The sequence below is a fragment of the Streptomyces sp. NPDC050535 genome (assembly GCF_044457665.1).
GTDB lineage: Bacteria > Actinomycetota > Actinomycetes > Streptomycetales > Streptomycetaceae > Streptomyces.
Window position 1 is genome coordinate 248,835 of record NZ_JBITHE010000004.1, and the last position, 15,280, is coordinate 264,114.

At 70.9% G+C, this 15,280-nt stretch carries 17 protein-coding genes; 9 read left to right on the forward strand and 8 right to left on the reverse strand.

Features of this window, described 5'->3' with window-relative positions:
• The first annotated feature begins 220 nt into the window (after nucleotides 1–220).
• Nucleotides 221–1,711, forward strand: coding sequence for an MFS transporter (locus ACIBLC_RS11840; RefSeq protein WP_399210680.1), 1,491 nt, complete (start codon nucleotides 221–223; stop codon nucleotides 1,709–1,711).
• A 47-nt stretch (nucleotides 1,712–1,758) separates the two neighbouring features.
• Here ACIBLC_RS11840 and ACIBLC_RS11845 read toward each other — a convergent pair whose 3' ends face one another.
• Nucleotides 1,759–3,351: a hypothetical protein gene (locus ACIBLC_RS11845; RefSeq protein ID WP_399210681.1), complete on the reverse strand. Its 1,593-nt coding sequence runs from the start codon at nucleotides 3,349–3,351 to the stop codon at nucleotides 1,759–1,761.
• Between the two features lie 333 nt (nucleotides 3,352–3,684).
• Here ACIBLC_RS11845 and ACIBLC_RS11850 point away from each other — a divergent pair, with 333 nt between their 5' ends.
• The gene (locus tag ACIBLC_RS11850; RefSeq protein WP_399210682.1) at nucleotides 3,685–4,047 is read left to right on the forward strand and encodes a DUF1304 domain-containing protein; all 363 of its coding nucleotides are present in this window, start codon (nucleotides 3,685–3,687) and stop codon (nucleotides 4,045–4,047) included.
• Nucleotides 4,044–4,598, forward strand: coding sequence for a TetR/AcrR family transcriptional regulator (locus tag ACIBLC_RS11855; RefSeq protein ID WP_399210683.1), 555 nt, complete (start codon nucleotides 4,044–4,046; stop codon nucleotides 4,596–4,598). Before ACIBLC_RS11850 ends, ACIBLC_RS11855 begins: the two co-directional genes overlap by 4 nt.
• Nucleotides 4,599–4,602: 4 nt before the next feature.
• Here the strand turns inward: ACIBLC_RS11855 and ACIBLC_RS11860 are convergent, their stop codons facing one another.
• Together ACIBLC_RS11860 and ACIBLC_RS11865 are read right to left on the reverse strand one after the other, a co-directional pair.
• Nucleotides 4,603–5,457: a hypothetical protein gene (locus ACIBLC_RS11860; protein ID WP_399210685.1), complete on the reverse strand. Its 855-nt coding sequence runs from the start codon at nucleotides 5,455–5,457 to the stop codon at nucleotides 4,603–4,605.
• Between the two features lie 249 nt (nucleotides 5,458–5,706).
• Nucleotides 5,707–6,654, reverse strand: coding sequence for a GlxA family transcriptional regulator (locus tag ACIBLC_RS11865; protein ID WP_399210686.1), 948 nt, complete (start codon nucleotides 6,652–6,654; stop codon nucleotides 5,707–5,709).
• 71 nt (nucleotides 6,655–6,725) lie between these two features.
• On the opposite strand from ACIBLC_RS11865, the gene ACIBLC_RS11870 reads away from it, so the two are divergent.
• From ACIBLC_RS11870 to ACIBLC_RS11880, 3 genes are all read left to right on the forward strand, one after another.
• Entirely contained in the window at nucleotides 6,726–7,676 is a 951-nt protein-coding gene (locus ACIBLC_RS11870; protein ID WP_399210687.1) for an NADP-dependent oxidoreductase, read from the forward strand.
• Nucleotides 7,677–7,735: 59 nt separating this feature from the next.
• Nucleotides 7,736–8,173 carry a MarR family winged helix-turn-helix transcriptional regulator gene (locus ACIBLC_RS11875; protein ID WP_399210688.1) on the forward strand — a complete coding sequence of 146 codons (438 nt, stop codon included), beginning with the start codon at nucleotides 7,736–7,738 and terminating at the stop codon, nucleotides 8,171–8,173.
• Between the two features lie 252 nt (nucleotides 8,174–8,425).
• On the forward strand, nucleotides 8,426–8,809 hold the full coding sequence (locus tag ACIBLC_RS11880) for an anti-sigma factor antagonist (protein ID WP_399210689.1): 384 nt from the start codon (nucleotides 8,426–8,428) through the stop codon (nucleotides 8,807–8,809).
• Between the two features lie 107 nt (nucleotides 8,810–8,916).
• On the opposite strand, the gene ACIBLC_RS11885 is transcribed toward ACIBLC_RS11880, so the two are convergent.
• A complete protein-coding gene (locus tag ACIBLC_RS11885) occupies nucleotides 8,917–9,870 on the reverse strand; it encodes a ribose-phosphate diphosphokinase (RefSeq protein WP_399210690.1) in 954 nt (317 codons plus the stop codon).
• 422 nt (nucleotides 9,871–10,292) lie between these two features.
• On the opposite strand from ACIBLC_RS11885, the gene ACIBLC_RS11890 reads away from it, so the two are divergent.
• The 3 genes from ACIBLC_RS11890 (at nucleotide 10,293) to ACIBLC_RS11900 (ending at nucleotide 13,070) form a co-directional block, all read left to right on the forward strand.
• The gene (locus ACIBLC_RS11890; protein ID WP_399210691.1) at nucleotides 10,293–10,943 is read left to right on the forward strand and encodes a DUF4230 domain-containing protein; all 651 of its coding nucleotides are present in this window, start codon (nucleotides 10,293–10,295) and stop codon (nucleotides 10,941–10,943) included.
• Between the two features lie 107 nt (nucleotides 10,944–11,050).
• Nucleotides 11,051–11,677: a VanZ family protein gene (locus ACIBLC_RS11895; RefSeq protein ID WP_399210692.1), complete on the forward strand. Its 627-nt coding sequence runs from the start codon at nucleotides 11,051–11,053 to the stop codon at nucleotides 11,675–11,677.
• 139 nt (nucleotides 11,678–11,816) lie between these two features.
• Nucleotides 11,817–13,070: a ricin-type beta-trefoil lectin domain protein gene (locus ACIBLC_RS11900; RefSeq protein WP_399210693.1), complete on the forward strand. Its 1,254-nt coding sequence runs from the start codon at nucleotides 11,817–11,819 to the stop codon at nucleotides 13,068–13,070.
• A 76-nt stretch (nucleotides 13,071–13,146) separates the two neighbouring features.
• Here the strand turns inward: ACIBLC_RS11900 and ACIBLC_RS11905 are convergent, their stop codons facing one another.
• From ACIBLC_RS11905 to ACIBLC_RS11920, 4 genes are all read right to left on the reverse strand, one after another.
• A complete protein-coding gene (locus ACIBLC_RS11905; protein WP_399210694.1) occupies nucleotides 13,147–13,524 on the reverse strand; it encodes a peptidase inhibitor family I36 protein in 378 nt (125 codons plus the stop codon).
• Nucleotides 13,521–14,267 (reverse strand): hypothetical protein, encoded by a 747-nt coding sequence (locus ACIBLC_RS11910; protein WP_399210695.1) that lies wholly within the window; start codon nucleotides 14,265–14,267, stop codon nucleotides 13,521–13,523. The genes ACIBLC_RS11905 and ACIBLC_RS11910 overlap by 4 nt, the downstream gene beginning before the upstream one ends.
• Before the next feature lie 3 nt (nucleotides 14,268–14,270).
• Nucleotides 14,271–14,675, reverse strand: a complete 405-nt coding sequence (locus tag ACIBLC_RS11915; protein WP_399210696.1) for a hypothetical protein — start codon at nucleotides 14,673–14,675, stop codon at nucleotides 14,271–14,273.
• Between the two features lie 227 nt (nucleotides 14,676–14,902).
• Entirely contained in the window at nucleotides 14,903–15,139 is a 237-nt protein-coding gene (locus ACIBLC_RS11920) for a hypothetical protein (protein ID WP_399210697.1), read from the reverse strand.
• Nucleotides 15,140–15,280: the final 141 nt, after the last annotated feature.

Consider the following 15,280-nt stretch of genomic DNA (forward strand, 5'->3'; position numbering starts at 1 on the left):
CCCCATTTGCGACCGACAATCCGTGCCACGCGGAAAGCCGCGAAGGATTGCCGTGCCGGAATGCCGTGCCGGATTCGCCCGGCCACAGTGCGGGCGCGGTGCGGGTTCGCCGCGCCACGCGGTCACGGCGCGTCGCGTGGTCACGGCGCGAGCGCGGTGCGGAAGTCACTCGGCGGCCACGAAGGAAGTCCCACGCGGGATGTCCACGAAGGGAGCGACGGTGGGACGTGCACGCTTGTCCGCGCTGCTGGCGCTGCTCACGCTGACCGGTTTCATCACGACGCTCGACAACACGGTGATCAACGTCGCCCTGCCGACCGTGCAACGCGAACTCGGCCTGACGGTAGGCGACCTGGAGTGGGTGGCCAGCAGTTATGTGCTCAGTTTCGGCGCGCTCCTGCTGCCCGGCGGACGACTCACCGACCTGTTCGGACGCCGGTCCGTCCTGGCGGCCGGGATCGTGGTCTTCACGGCCGCGTCGGGCGCGGCGGCCCTGGCGGACAGCGGCGGCACGCTCATCGCGGCCCGTACCGTGCAGGGGGTCGGGGCGGCTCTGGTCATCCCCGCGTCACTGGCCGTCGTGGCCCTCGATCTGCCCGCCCGTCGGCGTTCGATGGCCGTCGGGCTGTGGACGGCGGCCCTGGCCGTGGCGCTGGCGCTCGGGCCGGTCGTCGGCGGGTTCGTCACCCAACAGTGGTCCTGGGGCTGGGTGTTCGCCCTGAACGTGCCCTTGGGCCTGCTCGCACTGCCGCTGGTCCGCGCCGTCCCCGCCAGGTCGGGCGGGCCCGCGCGCGGAGGTCTTGACCTGCCCGGCGTACTTCTCTCGGTCCTCTCCCTCTACCTGCTCACGTACGGTCTCGTGCGCGGCGGCGAGCACGGGTTCGGCAGCCGTCCGGTGGCCCTGTGTCTGGGTGCGTCGGCGGTCACCGCCGCTGTGTTCCTGGTCGTCCAGACGCGGACGGCGCGCCCGCTCGTCGAACTGCGCCTGCTGCGCGACCGGTTCCTCGCCGGCGGAGTACTCGCACAGGTGCTGTGGGGCATCGGCGTCAACGGCGTCTTCTTCTTCACCGCCCTCTACCTCCAGCGGATCCTGGGCTTCTCACCGACCCGCGCGGGTCTCGCCTTCCTCCCGCTGGCCGGGGCACTGCTCCTGTGCACCCCGCTGGCCGAGTGGGCGGCCCGGCTGCTGGGTGCGCACGTCTCGATCGCGCTGGGGCTCGGCACGGTGGCGCTCGGCCTGCTGTACGTGTCGGGAACGGGGGCGCACGCCGGGTTCTGGGACCTGCAACCGGGGCTGCTGCTGATCGGTGCGGGCTCCGCGCTCACCACGCCGCTGACCGTGCGTGCGCTCGCCGAGGTACCGGAGGCGCGCACGGGGATGGCCACGGGTCTGGTGAGCGCGGCCCGTGAGGTCTCCGGCGTTTTCGGCGTGGTGCTGGTCGGGGTGGTCCTCACCCGCCGTGAGCGCGCCGAGCTGCGGTCGGGCACGGATCCGCACGGCGCGTTCCTGGCGGGGTACGACCTCGGTCTGCGCCTCGCCGCCTGCTGCGTTCTGCTGGGTGCGCTGGTCACGCTGGTGGCTCTGCACCGGCGTGGCCGGCACCGGCGCGTGGTCCCGCGGGGGCCGGTCCGCGGACGGCGAAGGCCCGGCCCCCGCGGCACGGCGGGGGCCGATTCCGGCGCCCCGGTCGGCCATGCCGTCTCGAAGTGACGGTCGGAGTGCCCGTGTTGATCCACCGTCGCCTTCGAATGCCGGATTCAGGACCTGCGGAGCGTGCGGTTGGCTCCCGCGGCGGCCGTCGTCGCGAGCAGCCAGCCCAGGCAGACCAGGACGACAGCCGCCCACTGCAGCCCGCCACGCGGGCTGAACGCCTGTTCCTGCCCGAAGTCGACGAGCGGGAGCACCAGGTCGAAGGTGTAGATGGCGGCCTGGAAGTGGGGCGGTCTGCCGGGGTCCAGCGCCTGCGGAGGCCAGATGGTGAACAGGAGGATCCCGCTGAGCATGATCGCGCACAGCCACCACACGGCGCGCATCGGCCGGTAACCGTATCCGACGGTGACGTCCTGGAGTCTGCTCCACACCCGCCCCGGCCACGGCAGCGTGCGGCGCAACCGGCGCTGCCTGGCCAGCAGTACCGTGCGCGCGTCGGCGTCGCGGCCGTGCAGGCGGTACGCGGCGGCGAGCTGCTCGTACGGCTGTGGGGTGAAGCCCTCGGGATCGCGGGCGAGCAGGGGAAGCCGCTGCTCAGCGGGGAGTTGGGGCAGCAGGCTGTCGTAGAGGACGCCTTCGAGGCGTACCGTGCCCGGCCAGCTCTCCGGCGCGCCGCGCAGTATGGTCAGCCGGGTGTGACTGAGGTCGACGGTGCCCCGCACGGGTTCACGGGGGCGCAGGGCGAATTCGGAGGCGGTGGAGCGGCGGCAGGTGAGGGCGGGGCTGCCGGGCGGCACGTCGATGACGGCGTCGTGGAAGGAGACCCGGCTGCGTACGGTGATGCTGCTGAGCGTGACCCTGCCGCGTGCGGTGAACCCGTCGCAGCAGTTGAACACCGCGCCCACGTCTATGCCGTGGGCGCGCAGCGCGGGTCCGTGCTCCGCGGTGAGCAGGGCCCCTTCGAAGAGGGCGCCGCCTCCCACCCGGGCGTCACACAGATCGACGGTGCCTTCGGCGACGAGCCCGCCTCGGCAGTTCAGGTCGCCGCCGATGTGCAGCCTGTTGGCCTTGAGCGCGGTGCCTTCGGGGTTGATCAGTTCGGCGCCCTTGAACACGACGCTGCCGCGCACCGAGGTGTCCCGCAGGTCGGTGCAGCCGTCGACGCGCAGCCCCCAGCCGGCCTGGATGTCTCCTCCGACGGTGGCACACACCAGTTGAAGGGCTCCCTCGCCGCGGCGTTCGCCACGCCCGGTCAGACGGCTGTTCTCCACGTGCAGCGTGCCGCCGATCGTGGCGCCGTAGAGATCCATGGGCCCCTCCACCCGGCACCCCGCGATCTCGCACCTCCCGCCGATCGTGACTCCCACCGCGGACAGCGCGGGCAGTACGCAGTCACGCATCTCCAGGGCGCCGAGCGACGCGCCGTCGAGGGAAGGAGCCTGCTCGAAGCGGCAGTTGCGCAGCCGCAGGGTACCCGCGACGAATGCCTCGGCCAGGTCGAGCCGCCCGGTGATCCGCACATCCCGCAGCCGCAGCCGGGGCAGATGTCCCGGCTCGGCGGGCGGTGGGGCGAGCAGCAGTCGCCGTACGACGGACGCCCTCACCTCACCCTGGTCCTCGAACCACTCCCCTCTGCGGAAAGCGGCCCACATCCCCCGTTCACTCCCGCTCCACCCGGCCGGCGCGAGGCTGCCCGACACGTCAACTCCCCCTCGGACGACAGAAGACCGCTGCATCGCTACCCGGCTCACGGGCGGGGCAACCCGTGCCGCGAGTGGCCAACGACACGTATGGCGCGGCGGGCGAGGAGAGAACCCGTCTCAGCGCCATGATCATCGGTCACGCGGCCTCTCCCCTGCGCGACAACCTCGGTTCCAGCGCCCCGTTGCGAGGCTACGGCCGCCTGTTTGCCGACAGAGTGACCGCCCCGGCGAGCCCGCGCTCGCGGTGACCGTGGGATTTCCTGGACAGGTGTCCAGCTATAGTGGGCATCTGTCCAAGAAGTGCATGACTGACAGTGGGGATGCCGAACGATGGAGACCGTCGCGAACGTGCTGGTGGGCCTGGTGGCCGTGCTGCACGGGTACATCCTGGTCCTGGAGATGTTCCTGTGGGAGCGCAAGCCGGGCCGCGGCCTGCACGGGTTCAACGCGGAGATGGCGCGGGCGACCGCGCCGCTGGCCGCCAACCAGGGCCTCTACAACGGGTTTCTCGCGGCGGGCCTGGTGTGGGGACTGATCGCAGGGGATCCGACCGGCTTCCGCGTCCAGGTCTTCTTCCTGGTGTGCGTGGTCGTCGCCGGACTCTACGGATCGGTGACCGCGAACCGGCGCATCCTCTTCGCACAGGCGCTGCCAGGCGCGCTCGCCCTGGCCGCCGTCCTCGTCGCCCGGTGACCGAGCGGGACCCGCGGGCCGCCCGCACCCGGGCGAAGCTGCGGCAGGCCCTCCTGGAGGAGTGCGCCGAGCGCCCGCTCGATGAGGTCGGCGTCGCTGCCCTGGCCCGGCGGGCCGGGGTCGGCCGGGCCACCTTCTACGTGCACTACGCCGACCTGGAGGCGCTGGCAGTCGACGCCTGCGCCGATGTCGTACGGGAGGCGGTGGACGCGCTGCACGCCTGGCGCGGCCGGCCCGACCCGGTGTCCGCGCCGTCCGCCCTCCTGGCGTTCTTCGCCGGGCTCCCCCCGCACGCCGCCCTGTACCGAGCCCTCCTGAGCCCGGGCGGCGGCGGCCCGCTCGGCCGAGTGCTGCACCGGGACCTGCGCGCCCGCAGTCTCGCCGAGCGCACCCTGGTGGGCGCCCCCGACGCCCCGCTCGTCGCCTCCGCCGTGGCGGCCACCTTCGCGGGGGTCCTGGGCGACTGGCTGCACGGTCTGCTCGACGCCACTCCCGAGGAAGTCGCCCACCAGGTGTGGCAGTTGCTGATCGCCCTGCACCGGAGCCGCTGACGTCTCACTTGCAGGCGACCCAGTCCTCGGTCGCGGGCCAGGCCTCCACTCCGTCGGATGTGCGGATATAGGCCGTCGCCTTGTCGTCCGGCAGCCACAACTCCCAGTCGTCGAGGCGGTAGCCGGTGTCGTGCGCGTCGGCGGGCATCCTGGCGTCTCCGTCGTACTCGGCGGTGAGCAGCTCGGTCCCGAGCACCCCGCGCGGATCCCGTGCGTATTGCCTGAGGTCCTCGTCCCGGCCCATTCCCAGGAAGTGCGCACTCTCCCAGTCGCAGTGCTCCGCACCCGCGTAACTGCTCAGCACGGTGGTGGGCACCCGGTGGTCGCCGCGGTCGGTCCAGATCTCCTGCGACCTGGAGTCCGTGTAGCTCGCGGGGAGTTCGGCGGGGTCGCAGGAGGCGCTGGTCTCCGGGCCCCAACCGGGGCGGTGCGGCTGGTCCTTGGCGACGACGACGGCGACCCTGGTCCGGCCGCCGACGTCGTACGAGAACAGGACGCGGTCCCCTTGTTCGCTCTCGATCCGGTAGCCGCGGCCGGGCACTTCGGGCTGCTCCATGTCGAAGAACGCGTTGAGACCCTCCTCCGGCGTCGAGCCGCCGTCGGACCCGTTCCATGTCTCGCCCGAGCCGCCCGAGTAGATCTCCCCGTCGCACTCCAGCGCCCGCCCGGCCGCGCCCGAACTCTCCGCGGCCTCTCGCTCGCCGCCGTCGGCGCTCTCCCTGAACGGCAGGTCCAGGGGCCCCGCGTACGGCGTGGCCGGCGGCGTTCCGGTGATGACGAGGTCCTCACGCGTCCCCTCGCCGCAGCCCACCGCTGTCAGCCCCAGCAGCAGCACCGTCACCGCGATCCGTTCACGCATCTCCACCCCTGTCCGCCGACTGCCGTTCCCTCGTTCCCTCCTCCGACGCAGGAGTGGCGGTGATCGTTCAGCGGCCTGGCCCTGTCGTCAAATTCCCGTCGTCGCCCGGAGGGCGGCCGCACGGCGTCAGGTGCGTGCTCTCGGCGTGCCGGGCGTAGGCCCTCGTACTGGACGTACTTGGGTCTGCGCCCGGTGCGGCGAGAGTGCGTGCATGGCGTCGCGCGGCAGACGGGAATGTGACGACAGGGCCTAGCGGGTCGCTTGGAAGGTACGCCGGTACGCCTGGGGCGAGACGCCGATCGCGGCGTGCAGGTGCTGGCGCAGGGAAGCGCCCGTCGCGAAGCCGACCCGGCCTGCGATCTGGTCCACCGGCAGGTCACTGGACTCCAGGAGATGCCGGGCCCGGACAACGCGCTGCTGGATCAGCCAGCGGCCCGGACTCAGGCCCATCTCGTCGTGGAAGCGGCGGGCGAAGGTGCGCAGGCTCATCCCGGCGTGGCGGGCGAGGTCGGCCAGGGCGAGGGGCTCGTCGAGCCGGGTCAGGGCCCAGTCGCGGGTGGCGGCCGTACTCGTGGCCCCGGACTCGGGTACGGGCTGTTCGATGTACTGGGCCTGTCCCCCGTCGCGGAACGGCGGGACGACGCAGCGGCGGGCGACCGTGTTGGCGAGTTCGCTGCCGTGGTCCGTGCGCACGATGTGCAGGCAGACATCGACTCCGGAGGCCGCGCCGGCGGAGGTGAGGATCCGGCCGTCGTGGACGAAGAGCACGTCGGGGTCGAGGTCGACCTGCGGATACTCGGCACGGAAACGGTCGACGACCTGCCAGTGGGTGGTGGCGCGGCGGCCGTCGAGGAGACCGGCGGCGGCGAGCACGAAGGCGGCCGTGCAGATCGAGACGATCCGTGCGTCCGGACGGATCCGGGCCAGGGCGTCGGCGACCTCGACGGAAAGCCCGGTGGGGATGTGCGAGGACGACATGGAGGCGACCACGACCGTGTCCGCCGTGTCGAGGACCTCGGGTCCATGGTCGACGGCGATCGTGAAGTCGGCGTTGGTGCGCACCGGACGGCCGTCGACGGTGCAGGTCAGCACCTCGTATCGGCCGTCGGCGGCGCCGAAGATCCGGCTGGGGATGCCCAGTTCGAAGGGATAGACGTCGTCGAGCGCCAGGACCACGACCCGTTCCACACGATGCATGGCACGATCCTATCGAAGGTTGGCCATCGTGCCATTTTCCTGTCGGGCGGGACCCGGCAGGCTGGACGACCATGAGCACTGTGAACACCATGCGAGTCATCAGCCAGCAGGTCCTCGGCGGTCCCGAGGTCCTCGAAGAAGTCGAGGTGGAGCGGCCCGCGCCGCGGCCCAACGAGATCCTCGTCCGGGTCCGTGCCGCGGGGGTCAACCCCACCGACTGGAAGCACCGCGCCACCGGCGGTTTCCTCGGCGAGCCGCCGTTCGTCCTCGGCTGGGACGTCTCCGGCGTGGTCGAGGCCGTGGGTATCGGCGTCGCCGGCTTCAAGACCGGCGACGAGGTCTTCGGCATGCTGTCCTACCCCTTCGGACACGGCTCGCACGCCGAGTACGTCGCCGCCCCGGCACGCGCCTTCGCCCTCAAGCCGGCCGGGATCGACCACATCCAGGCGGGCGCGCTGCCCCTGGTCTCACTGACCGCGTGGCAGGCCCTGGTGGAGAACGCGGACGTCCAGCCGGGGCAGCGGGTGCTGATCCACGCCGCGGCCGGCGGGGTCGGTCATGTGGCCGTGCAGATCGCCAAGGCGCGGGGCGCGTATGTGATCGGCACGGCGAGCGCGGGCAAGCACGACTTTCTGCGCGGGATCGGCGTGGACGAGGCGATCGACTACCGGGAGACCGACTTCACCGAGGCCGTGAAGGACGTGGACATCGTCCTGGACACGATCGGCGGCGACAACGCGGTCCGCTCGCTGCACGTCCTGCGCCCGGGCGGGATCGTGGTCTCGATCCTGCCCATCGGCACGGAGGACTTCTACGAGGAGGCCGAACGGCTCGGTGTACGGGCGGTCCGGATGCTCGTCGACGCCGACCGCACCGGTTTGCGGGCGATCGCGGAGCTCGTCGAGGCGGGGAAGCTTCGCGCGACGATCGCAGGGGCGTTCCCGCTGGCCGACGCGGCCGAGGCACACGCGCTCGGCGGCACGGGCCGGACCACGGGGAAGCTGGTGCTGACGGTCGACTGAAGCAGAAGGCGAGCAAGGGCTTGACAGACAGGTTTCCTGTCAAGCCCTAGGCTGAACCCATGGCCGCCAACCGGACGACGAAGGCTCCCCCGTCGCTGCTCTACATGGTCAAGCGGGTGGAGCTCGTCGTGCGCTCCCACCTCGACGAACTCGTGAAGCCGGAGGGGATCACCGCGCTTCAGTACACCTCCCTCACCGTCCTCGAGCGGCACGACGGGCTCTCGGCGGCGCAGCTCGCGCGCGACTCGTTCGTGACGGCCCAGTCGGTGGCCGATGTGGTGCGGTCGCTGGAGAACCGCGGGCTCGTGCGCCGGGAGCGGAATCAGGGCAACCGGCGCGAGCTGCTGATCCTGCTCACCGACGAAGGGCGCGCACTGCTCGCGCGGTTCGCGGAACCCGTCCGGGAGCTGGAAGAACGCATGGTCCGGGACCTCACGTCACACCAGACCGACCAGCTCCGCCAGGCGCTGTCCAGGGCCTGGCACGCGCTGTCGTAACTTCGGCGGGACACCTGCACGACAACGAATCTCAGCCACTGGGACGACGTCCCACCCAAATCGAAGACATATGTCAATCGAACATGCTGAGATTCACTCTAACGAGGGTAACTTGCAGGGCAAGGAGCGGTTTTGCAACCACCAGTACCCCGGTATGGCGTCTACGCTCACGGACGCCGTCACCCCGGCCCCTGGTGACTCCGGACCCTGCGATGAGGAGCGGTACTGCAGCCGGTTGGAGGTGATGCCGTCGTGGCACGAAATGGCCCCGCGCCACTCTCGCGGCATCTGCGTGTCCATCGGCACCAGGGCCACACCGTGCTGGAACTGCACGGGGAGATCGACATCCTCGCCGCGGTGGAGATCACGCCGTACCTGGACTCCGCGACGGGCGGCCCGGCACCGCGGATCGTGATCGACCTGCGGCCGGTCGAGTTCTTCGACTGCTCGGGGCTGCGCCTGCTGTACCGGGCCAGGCGCCGCGTGCTCGCCCGCGACGGCCGGCTGCACCTCGTCTGCACCCAGCCGCTGACCCTGCGGATCCTCAAGGTGACCGGTCTCGCCCACCTGCTGCCCCCGTTCGCGTCGCTGGACGAGGCGCTGGGGCAGCACGAGCCCACGTCGGGCTCCTTCTGACGCCTGTCCGGCCTGCCGACTGCTTCCGGATCCTGGCGGCCCACTCGGCGTCGCCCTCCGGTTCTTTGAGCTCCGAGACCCGTACGACCGGGACGTCGCCGCCGAAACTATTCGTCCTCAGGCGTGTCGAACAGGGCGCTGACGGATTCACCGTTGTGAATGCGCCGCACGGCCTCGGCGAGCGCCGGGGCGATGGACAGCACCCGCAGTTTCTCGGTGTGCTCCCCGGCCGGAATCGGCACGGTGTTCGTGCAGACGATCTCCAGGACGTCGGGCTGATCGCTGAGCCGCTTCAGCGCGCCCGCCGAGAACAGGCCGTGGGTGCAGGCGACCCGGATGGACCGCGGCCCCAGCTCCCTCAGCCGGTCGAGGAGTTCGAGGACGGTGCTGCCCTTGGCGATCTCGTCGTCGAGCACGATGACATCGCGGTCGGCGACCTCACCGATGACGGAGCTGATGCTCACCCGGTCGTCGGCGAACCGCTGCTTGGCGCCCGCGGCCACCTGGGCACCGATCAGCCGCGCGAAGTGGGCGGCCTCCTTGGCGTTGCCGAGGTCCGGCGAGACGACCGTCGTACGCGAGAGGTCGTGGTGGCGGAAGTGCGCGGCCAGCTCCCGCAGGGCGTGCAGATGGTCGACCGGCACCGAGAAGAACCCGTGCACCTGCGGAGAGTGCAGCGTCATCGCCAGGACCCGGCTCGCCCCCGCGGCCACCAGCAGGTCCGCGACCAGCCGTCCGCCGAGCGAGATCCTCGGCATGTCCTTCTTGTCCGACCGGGCGTAGGAGTAGTGCGGCATGACCACGGTGATCCGCCCGGCGGACGCGCCGCGCGCGGCGTCGCACATCATCAGCAGCTCGACGAGGTTCTCCTGCACCGGCCTGACCAGCGGCTGTACCAGGAACACATCGCGCTCGCGGCAGTTGGACTGGAGCTGCACCTCCAGACAGTCGTTGGCGAACCGGCTGGTCCGGCTCGGGCTGAGGGGCACACCGAGATGCGCGCAGACCTCCGCGGCCAGTTCGGGATGGGCACTACCGCTGAACACGGCGATGTCACGCACGACCGCTCCTCGCATGATCGAACCGGATGCGCCGCCGGAGAACATGATCGACCCGGGATGCGTTCCTCATGCTACTGGCCCTCGCCGAGCGCCCCCACCGGGCGGAATCCGGTTGCCGACGGCCACCGGGAAGCCACCACGACGGCACGGCCGGCACCCCCGGACCAGGTCACACTCGGCACCGATCACCGATCACCGCGCAGCTCGCCTCGCATGGAACGGAATTCGAGAAGAACTTCGGCGGGCGGTGGTCCCAGGAAACCCCCTGGATTCGGTGGGCGTCGAGTTCGCGCCGGGGTGTGCCCGGGTAGACGGACCGGGCCGGACGGACCCTGTGCCCCCGTCACCGTAACGTGGCCAACGGATGGGCCTACCGCGGGATTTGGGGGGCATCCGCATAGCAGGAAGGGAGGACCGTCGACATGACGACGTCCATCAAGCGTATGCCCGGGTGGGCGAAGGTGCTCAGCGCCTTCGTGCTGGTGCTCGTGGTGCTGTTCGCCGGCCTGCGGCTGGCCGTGCTGCCGGGGCTCCGCGATGTGTTCGGCACCGAGACCAACGACCGCACCGGCCCCACGCTCCTCAAGTCGATCCAGGACATGAGCCGTTACGACGCCGCGTCCGGGAACTTCCAGGTGGTCGTGGACCTGGAGAAGGATGCCAAGTACCTGCCCGACGCGCTCCGTGGCACCCGCACGCTGTACGTGGGCGCGGGCACGGTCGACTCCTACGTCGACCTGGGCAAGATCAAGGACAAGGACGTGGTGGTCAACGAGGACCGTACGTCGGCTACGCTTCGGCTGCCGCACGCGGCGCTGGGCAAGCCCGCCCTCGACCCCGACCACTCGTACGCCGTCTCCAAGCAGCGCGGCCTCCTCGACCGGATCGGTGACGTCTTCTCGGACAACCCGAACGGCGAACAGGCCGTACAGCGGCTCGCGATCGACCACATCAGCGACGCCGCGAAGGACAGCCGCCTCACCGCACGCGCCGAGGAGAACACCACCAGCATGCTCGAAGGCCTGCTGACCTCCCTCGGCTTCACGGAGGTGAAGGTCACCTACGGCAAGTGAGCCGTGCCCCGGCACGCAGCTCGCCCGGCCGCCGTGCCGCTCGACATCGATTCCCCCAACCCGGGTAGTCGGCTTCATCCACAGGCAGTACACATTGGGAGGATCGCATGCTGCGTACGGCGTTGCGCGCTCGTACCGCGAAGTCGGGTCGCCAGCCCTCGGCGCCGAAGCAGGAACGGAAGCCGTCAACGCGGAGGCCGGGACGGAAGCCGTCGGCGCGGAAGCAGGAGCGGAGCCGAGAGCCGGCACGGGAGCGGGGGGCACTCCCGCTTCCCGTGCGGCTGTTGGTCATCCTGCTGGCTCTCGGCGCCATGGTGGCCTTCGGCGCGGTGCTGGCCCGGCTGACCCTCGAACCGTCACCGGCGTCGGAGGCGTTGATCCACACCAATCTGCACCCCGGCCGTTCACTGAAGGCCTATCTCGACCAGCCCGAACTGCGCGACGCCTTCAAGCAGATCGGCGGCAACATCGTGCTCGGGCTGCCCTTCGGACTGCTGCTGCCCGTCCTGGCGCCCAAGACCCGGGGAGTCCTGCGCGTCATACTGCTGACCGCCGCGGTCATGCTGCTCGTGGAGCTGCTCCAGGGAACGTTCATCACCGGGCGCGCCTTCGACATCGATGACGTCATCCTCAACACGACCGGGGCCCTGCTGGGTTACCTGCTGCTGGGGCGGCGGATCAGCCGGGCGGTGCACGGTCGGCGCCGCAGCCGGAACACTTCCGAGGACACCTGAGGCGGCACTGTGAACGAAAGGTCCGGACCAGGACCTTGACACCCCCTTACCTCACTTCTTAAATCAAGAGGCAAAGCATGTCCCCCCACCTCAGTCGGCCGCCCCCTCCCCCCGGGGGCGCCGTACGGAAGGGAGAGTCGTGGCCTCCCCACGCCTGCTCCGAAGATGCCTCTTCGCCGCTCTGTCCGCCGTGCTCGTCGGCTCGGCCGCCATCGCTCCCGCGCAAGCGCGTCCCGAAGGGGACGCCGCCGCTGTGAGCGCCGCTGCCGTGACGTTCCAGGACACGTTCGACGGTGCCGCCGGATCGGCTGTCAACTCCTCCAGGTGGCAGATCGAGACCGGCGACAACGTCAACAACCACGAGCGGCAGATGTACACGTCCGGCACCAACAACGCCGCGCTGGACGGCCAGGGCCACCTGGTGATCACCGCTCGCAAGGAGAACCCGGCCAACTACCAGTGCTGGTACGGAACCTGCCAGTACACCTCGGCCCGGCTGAACACCGCCGGCAGGTTCACGGCGCAGTACGGCCGGGTCGAGGCCACGCTGAAGGTCCCGCGCGGGCAGGGCATGTGGCCCGCGTTCTGGATGCTCGGCAACGACCTCGGAACGGTCGGCTGGCCCGCCTCGGGTGAGATCGACGTCATGGAGAACGTCGGCTTCGAGCCGTCGACCGTCCACGGCACGATCCACGGGCCGGGATACTCGGGCTCGGCGGGCATCGGCGCCGGGTACACCCTGCCGAACGGCCAGGCCTTCGCGGACGGCTTCCACACCTTCGCCGTCGACTGGGCGCCCAACTCGATCAAGTGGTCGGTGGACGGCGTCGTCTACCAGACGCGTACGCCCGCCGACGTGGGCGGCAACGCCTGGGTGTTCAACAAGTCGTTCTTCCTGATCCTCAACCTCGCGGTCGGCGGGTACTGGCCCGGCGACCCCGACAGCTCCACCGTCTTCCCGCAGACCCTGGTCGTGGACCAGGTGAAGGTGACCACGGGCGACACGCCCACCACCGGGGTCCCGATCAGGGGCCTCGCGGGCAAGTGCGTGGACGTGGCGGGGGCGAACTCGGCCAACGGCACCGCCGTACAGCTCTACGACTGCAACGCGAGCGCCGCGCAGCAGTGGACGGTCGGCTCCGACGGTACGATCCGCGCCCTGGGCAAGTGCCTCGATGTCACGAGCGGCGGCACGGCGGACGGCACGACCGTACAGCTCTACGACTGCAACGGGAGCGCCGCCCAGCGATGGGTCGTCAGTTCGGCCAACGACATCGTGAACCCGCAGGCCAACAAGTGCCTCGACGTCACGGGCAACAACTCGGCCAACGCCACACGTCTGCAGATATGGACGTGCGGCGGCACGGCCAACCAGAAGTGGACGGTTGGCTGACAGACCGCCCGGGCGGGCACGCGGAGGGTCCGGCAGGGGTTTTGCCCCTGCCGGACCCTCCGCGTTCACCCCTCTCTCAGCAACTCATGGCCCAGGTGTGGGAGTCACCGCGGTCGTTCGCGACGCCGTTGTAGCCGACCTCCTCGCCCGGAGTGAGGCAGATCGTCATGGCGCCGCCCTGCCAGGCGTCCTCGTACACCTTGACGTGGTCCTTGACTCCGGGTCCTGAGATGCCGTGGTTGGCCCAGGAGGAGTCGGTGTCGGCGATCCAGCTTTCCCACCAGCCGTCGTCCCCCGACCAGTTGGCGCGCTGACCGGCGAAGTTGGCGTTCTCCCAGACGCAGAACTCGCCGCTGGGGCAGTCCGCCGCGCCGGACGGTGCGGCCAGTGCGAGTCCGCCCCCGAGCGCGAGGAGGGCTGCCGCTGCGGTGGTGGCGAGGCGCTTGGCGATCATGAAGAGGTACTGCCCTTCTTCTGGGTTACCCGGACGGTCCGCTCGGCGTACAGGGCCGCCGCGCGGTGCAGCGCGCGACTGCGCAACTGCTTGTAGGTGGTCAACTGGTCGCGTCGTTCGGCGCGCACCCGGGCCAGCAGGACAGGCTCCAGCCGGCCGCGGAGCCGGACCAGGCCGCTCTCGCGAGCACAGCGTGCGGAGACGGCGGGGTCGGGGCTGTCGGGCCGGGGCCCGTGTGCCGGGGTGACACAGCGGGTCCAACGGGCCGACGCCGCACCGTAGTCGGGGTCGCGTTTCATCCGCTGCTCGGTCTCGGCGCGCAGGTTGTTCACCACGACGCGGGTACGGAACCAGCGGCGTTGGTCCCCGTACAGGTCACGTTGCGCGGCGGCCAGACAGCCGTCGGTGTGGGCGGTGACGGTGTGGCCGGTGGCGAGGGTGACGGAGAGCTCGGGTCGTCCGCCGCCGAAGAGGGCGCCTTGGAGTCGGCGGTCCTCTTCCCCGGGCACGGGTTCCTCGCCGGAACGCTCCCGGGTCGGGGACGGCCGTACGGACAGCCCTCGGCGGGCCAGACACTCGTCCACGAGAATCCGTTGAGCCGTGTCGATCAGGTCGTCCCGGGCGCGCTCGGTCGTGGGCAGCGCGGGGGTGCCCCGCTCGGCGGTAGTGGTGGCGCACCCCGTCAGTGCCAGCGCCGTCAGCACCGCCAGCGCGGTGACGCGTGGGGCGCGATGCGGTCGCACGGGTCAGCCGACCTCGCAGCCCATGGTGGTGTCCGCGACGCCGTCGAGCCGGGCGCCCCAGGGCCAGTTGTCGGCCAGGTCGTGGGCGCGGATCAGCCGGTGGTAACAGGTGCCGCGACCCCAGTCGATGGCGTACACGGCGGTGTTCGCGTTGGAGCGGAAGGAGGCGGCCTTGTCGTGGAGGTACTCCGGAACGTCCGTATAACCCGGTGGTGTGTAACACCAGGACGAGCCGTGCTGACCGGCGCCGGTCCAGAAACAGACGTCTCCGGCCTGCGGAGCGGCGGCGGGGACGGCGGCCGCAGGGGTAGCGGACGCGGGGGTTGCGGAGGCAGCGGTCGCGGGGGTGGCCGCGGCCAGCAGGGCGGCGGCGAGGGCTGCTGCGGGCATGGCGAGGCCACGGAACATGGGGACTCCTGGTGGGAAGCGGTGGCGCCTGGTGGGTCGTGATCACCGGCAAGATCAACGTGCCCTCGCCGGAACGGGCCCATGCGCAGTTTTCACCGAATGGTGATCTTTGGTGGAGTGCGGGGTCATTCGTCCCCTTCGCGGCTCACACCGGCGCGAAACCCGCAGGTCCACGCGCTCCCCGGCCACCCGCCGCCTGCGCTGCTCTTGCCCTGCCCCACCCGGTGCTAGCGCGGGAACCAGGTCAGCTTGTCGCCGCCCACCCAGCGCACCACTGCCGGGTCGTCGAGATCATGAATCGGGATGCCGTAGGCCGCGGCCGTCGTCAGTACGTCGATGAGTGCCCGCGCCCGGCCGACCACTTCGCCGTCGATCTCCATGATCCGGAACGGCGGCGTCCCCGGCTGTACCCCGAGCACCATGATCCGCGGGTAGGAGAGGTGCGGGCTCGCGCTTTCGGTCATGGATCGAGCGTAGATCGGTTTCCCCCGGTCAGCGGCCGGGGACGGGCCGGGTGGGTGCCCCTGCGGCCCGTGCTGCGGGGGACGGCGGCAGACGGCGTGTTCCCCCAGCCGGGTGAGCGGTCCCGACCGCGGCCCGCGGCG

Excerpts from the sequence above, each read along its gene's own strand:
- ACIBLC_RS11850 (WP_399210682.1), top strand. The coding sequence starts at position 3,685 with ATGGAGACCGTCGCGAACGTGCTGGTGGGCCTGGTGGCCGTGCTGCAC.
- ACIBLC_RS11860 (WP_399210685.1), bottom strand. The coding sequence starts at position 5,457 with ATGCGTGAACGGATCGCGGTGACGGTGCTGCTGCTGGGGCTGACAGCG.
- ACIBLC_RS11865 (WP_399210686.1), bottom strand. The coding sequence starts at position 6,654 with ATGCATCGTGTGGAACGGGTCGTGGTCCTGGCGCTCGACGACGTCTAT.
- ACIBLC_RS11870 (WP_399210687.1), top strand. The coding sequence starts at position 6,726 with ATGAGCACTGTGAACACCATGCGAGTCATCAGCCAGCAGGTCCTCGGC.
- ACIBLC_RS11875 (WP_399210688.1), top strand. The coding sequence starts at position 7,736 with ATGGCCGCCAACCGGACGACGAAGGCTCCCCCGTCGCTGCTCTACATG.
- ACIBLC_RS11890 (WP_399210691.1), top strand. The coding sequence starts at position 10,293 with ATGACGACGTCCATCAAGCGTATGCCCGGGTGGGCGAAGGTGCTCAGC.
- ACIBLC_RS11895 (WP_399210692.1), top strand. The coding sequence starts at position 11,051 with ATGCTGCGTACGGCGTTGCGCGCTCGTACCGCGAAGTCGGGTCGCCAG.
- ACIBLC_RS11905 (WP_399210694.1), bottom strand. The coding sequence starts at position 13,524 with ATGATCGCCAAGCGCCTCGCCACCACCGCAGCGGCAGCCCTCCTCGCG.
- ACIBLC_RS11915 (WP_399210696.1), bottom strand. The coding sequence starts at position 14,675 with ATGTTCCGTGGCCTCGCCATGCCCGCAGCAGCCCTCGCCGCCGCCCTG.
- ACIBLC_RS11920 (WP_399210697.1), bottom strand. The coding sequence starts at position 15,139 with ATGACCGAAAGCGCGAGCCCGCACCTCTCCTACCCGCGGATCATGGTG.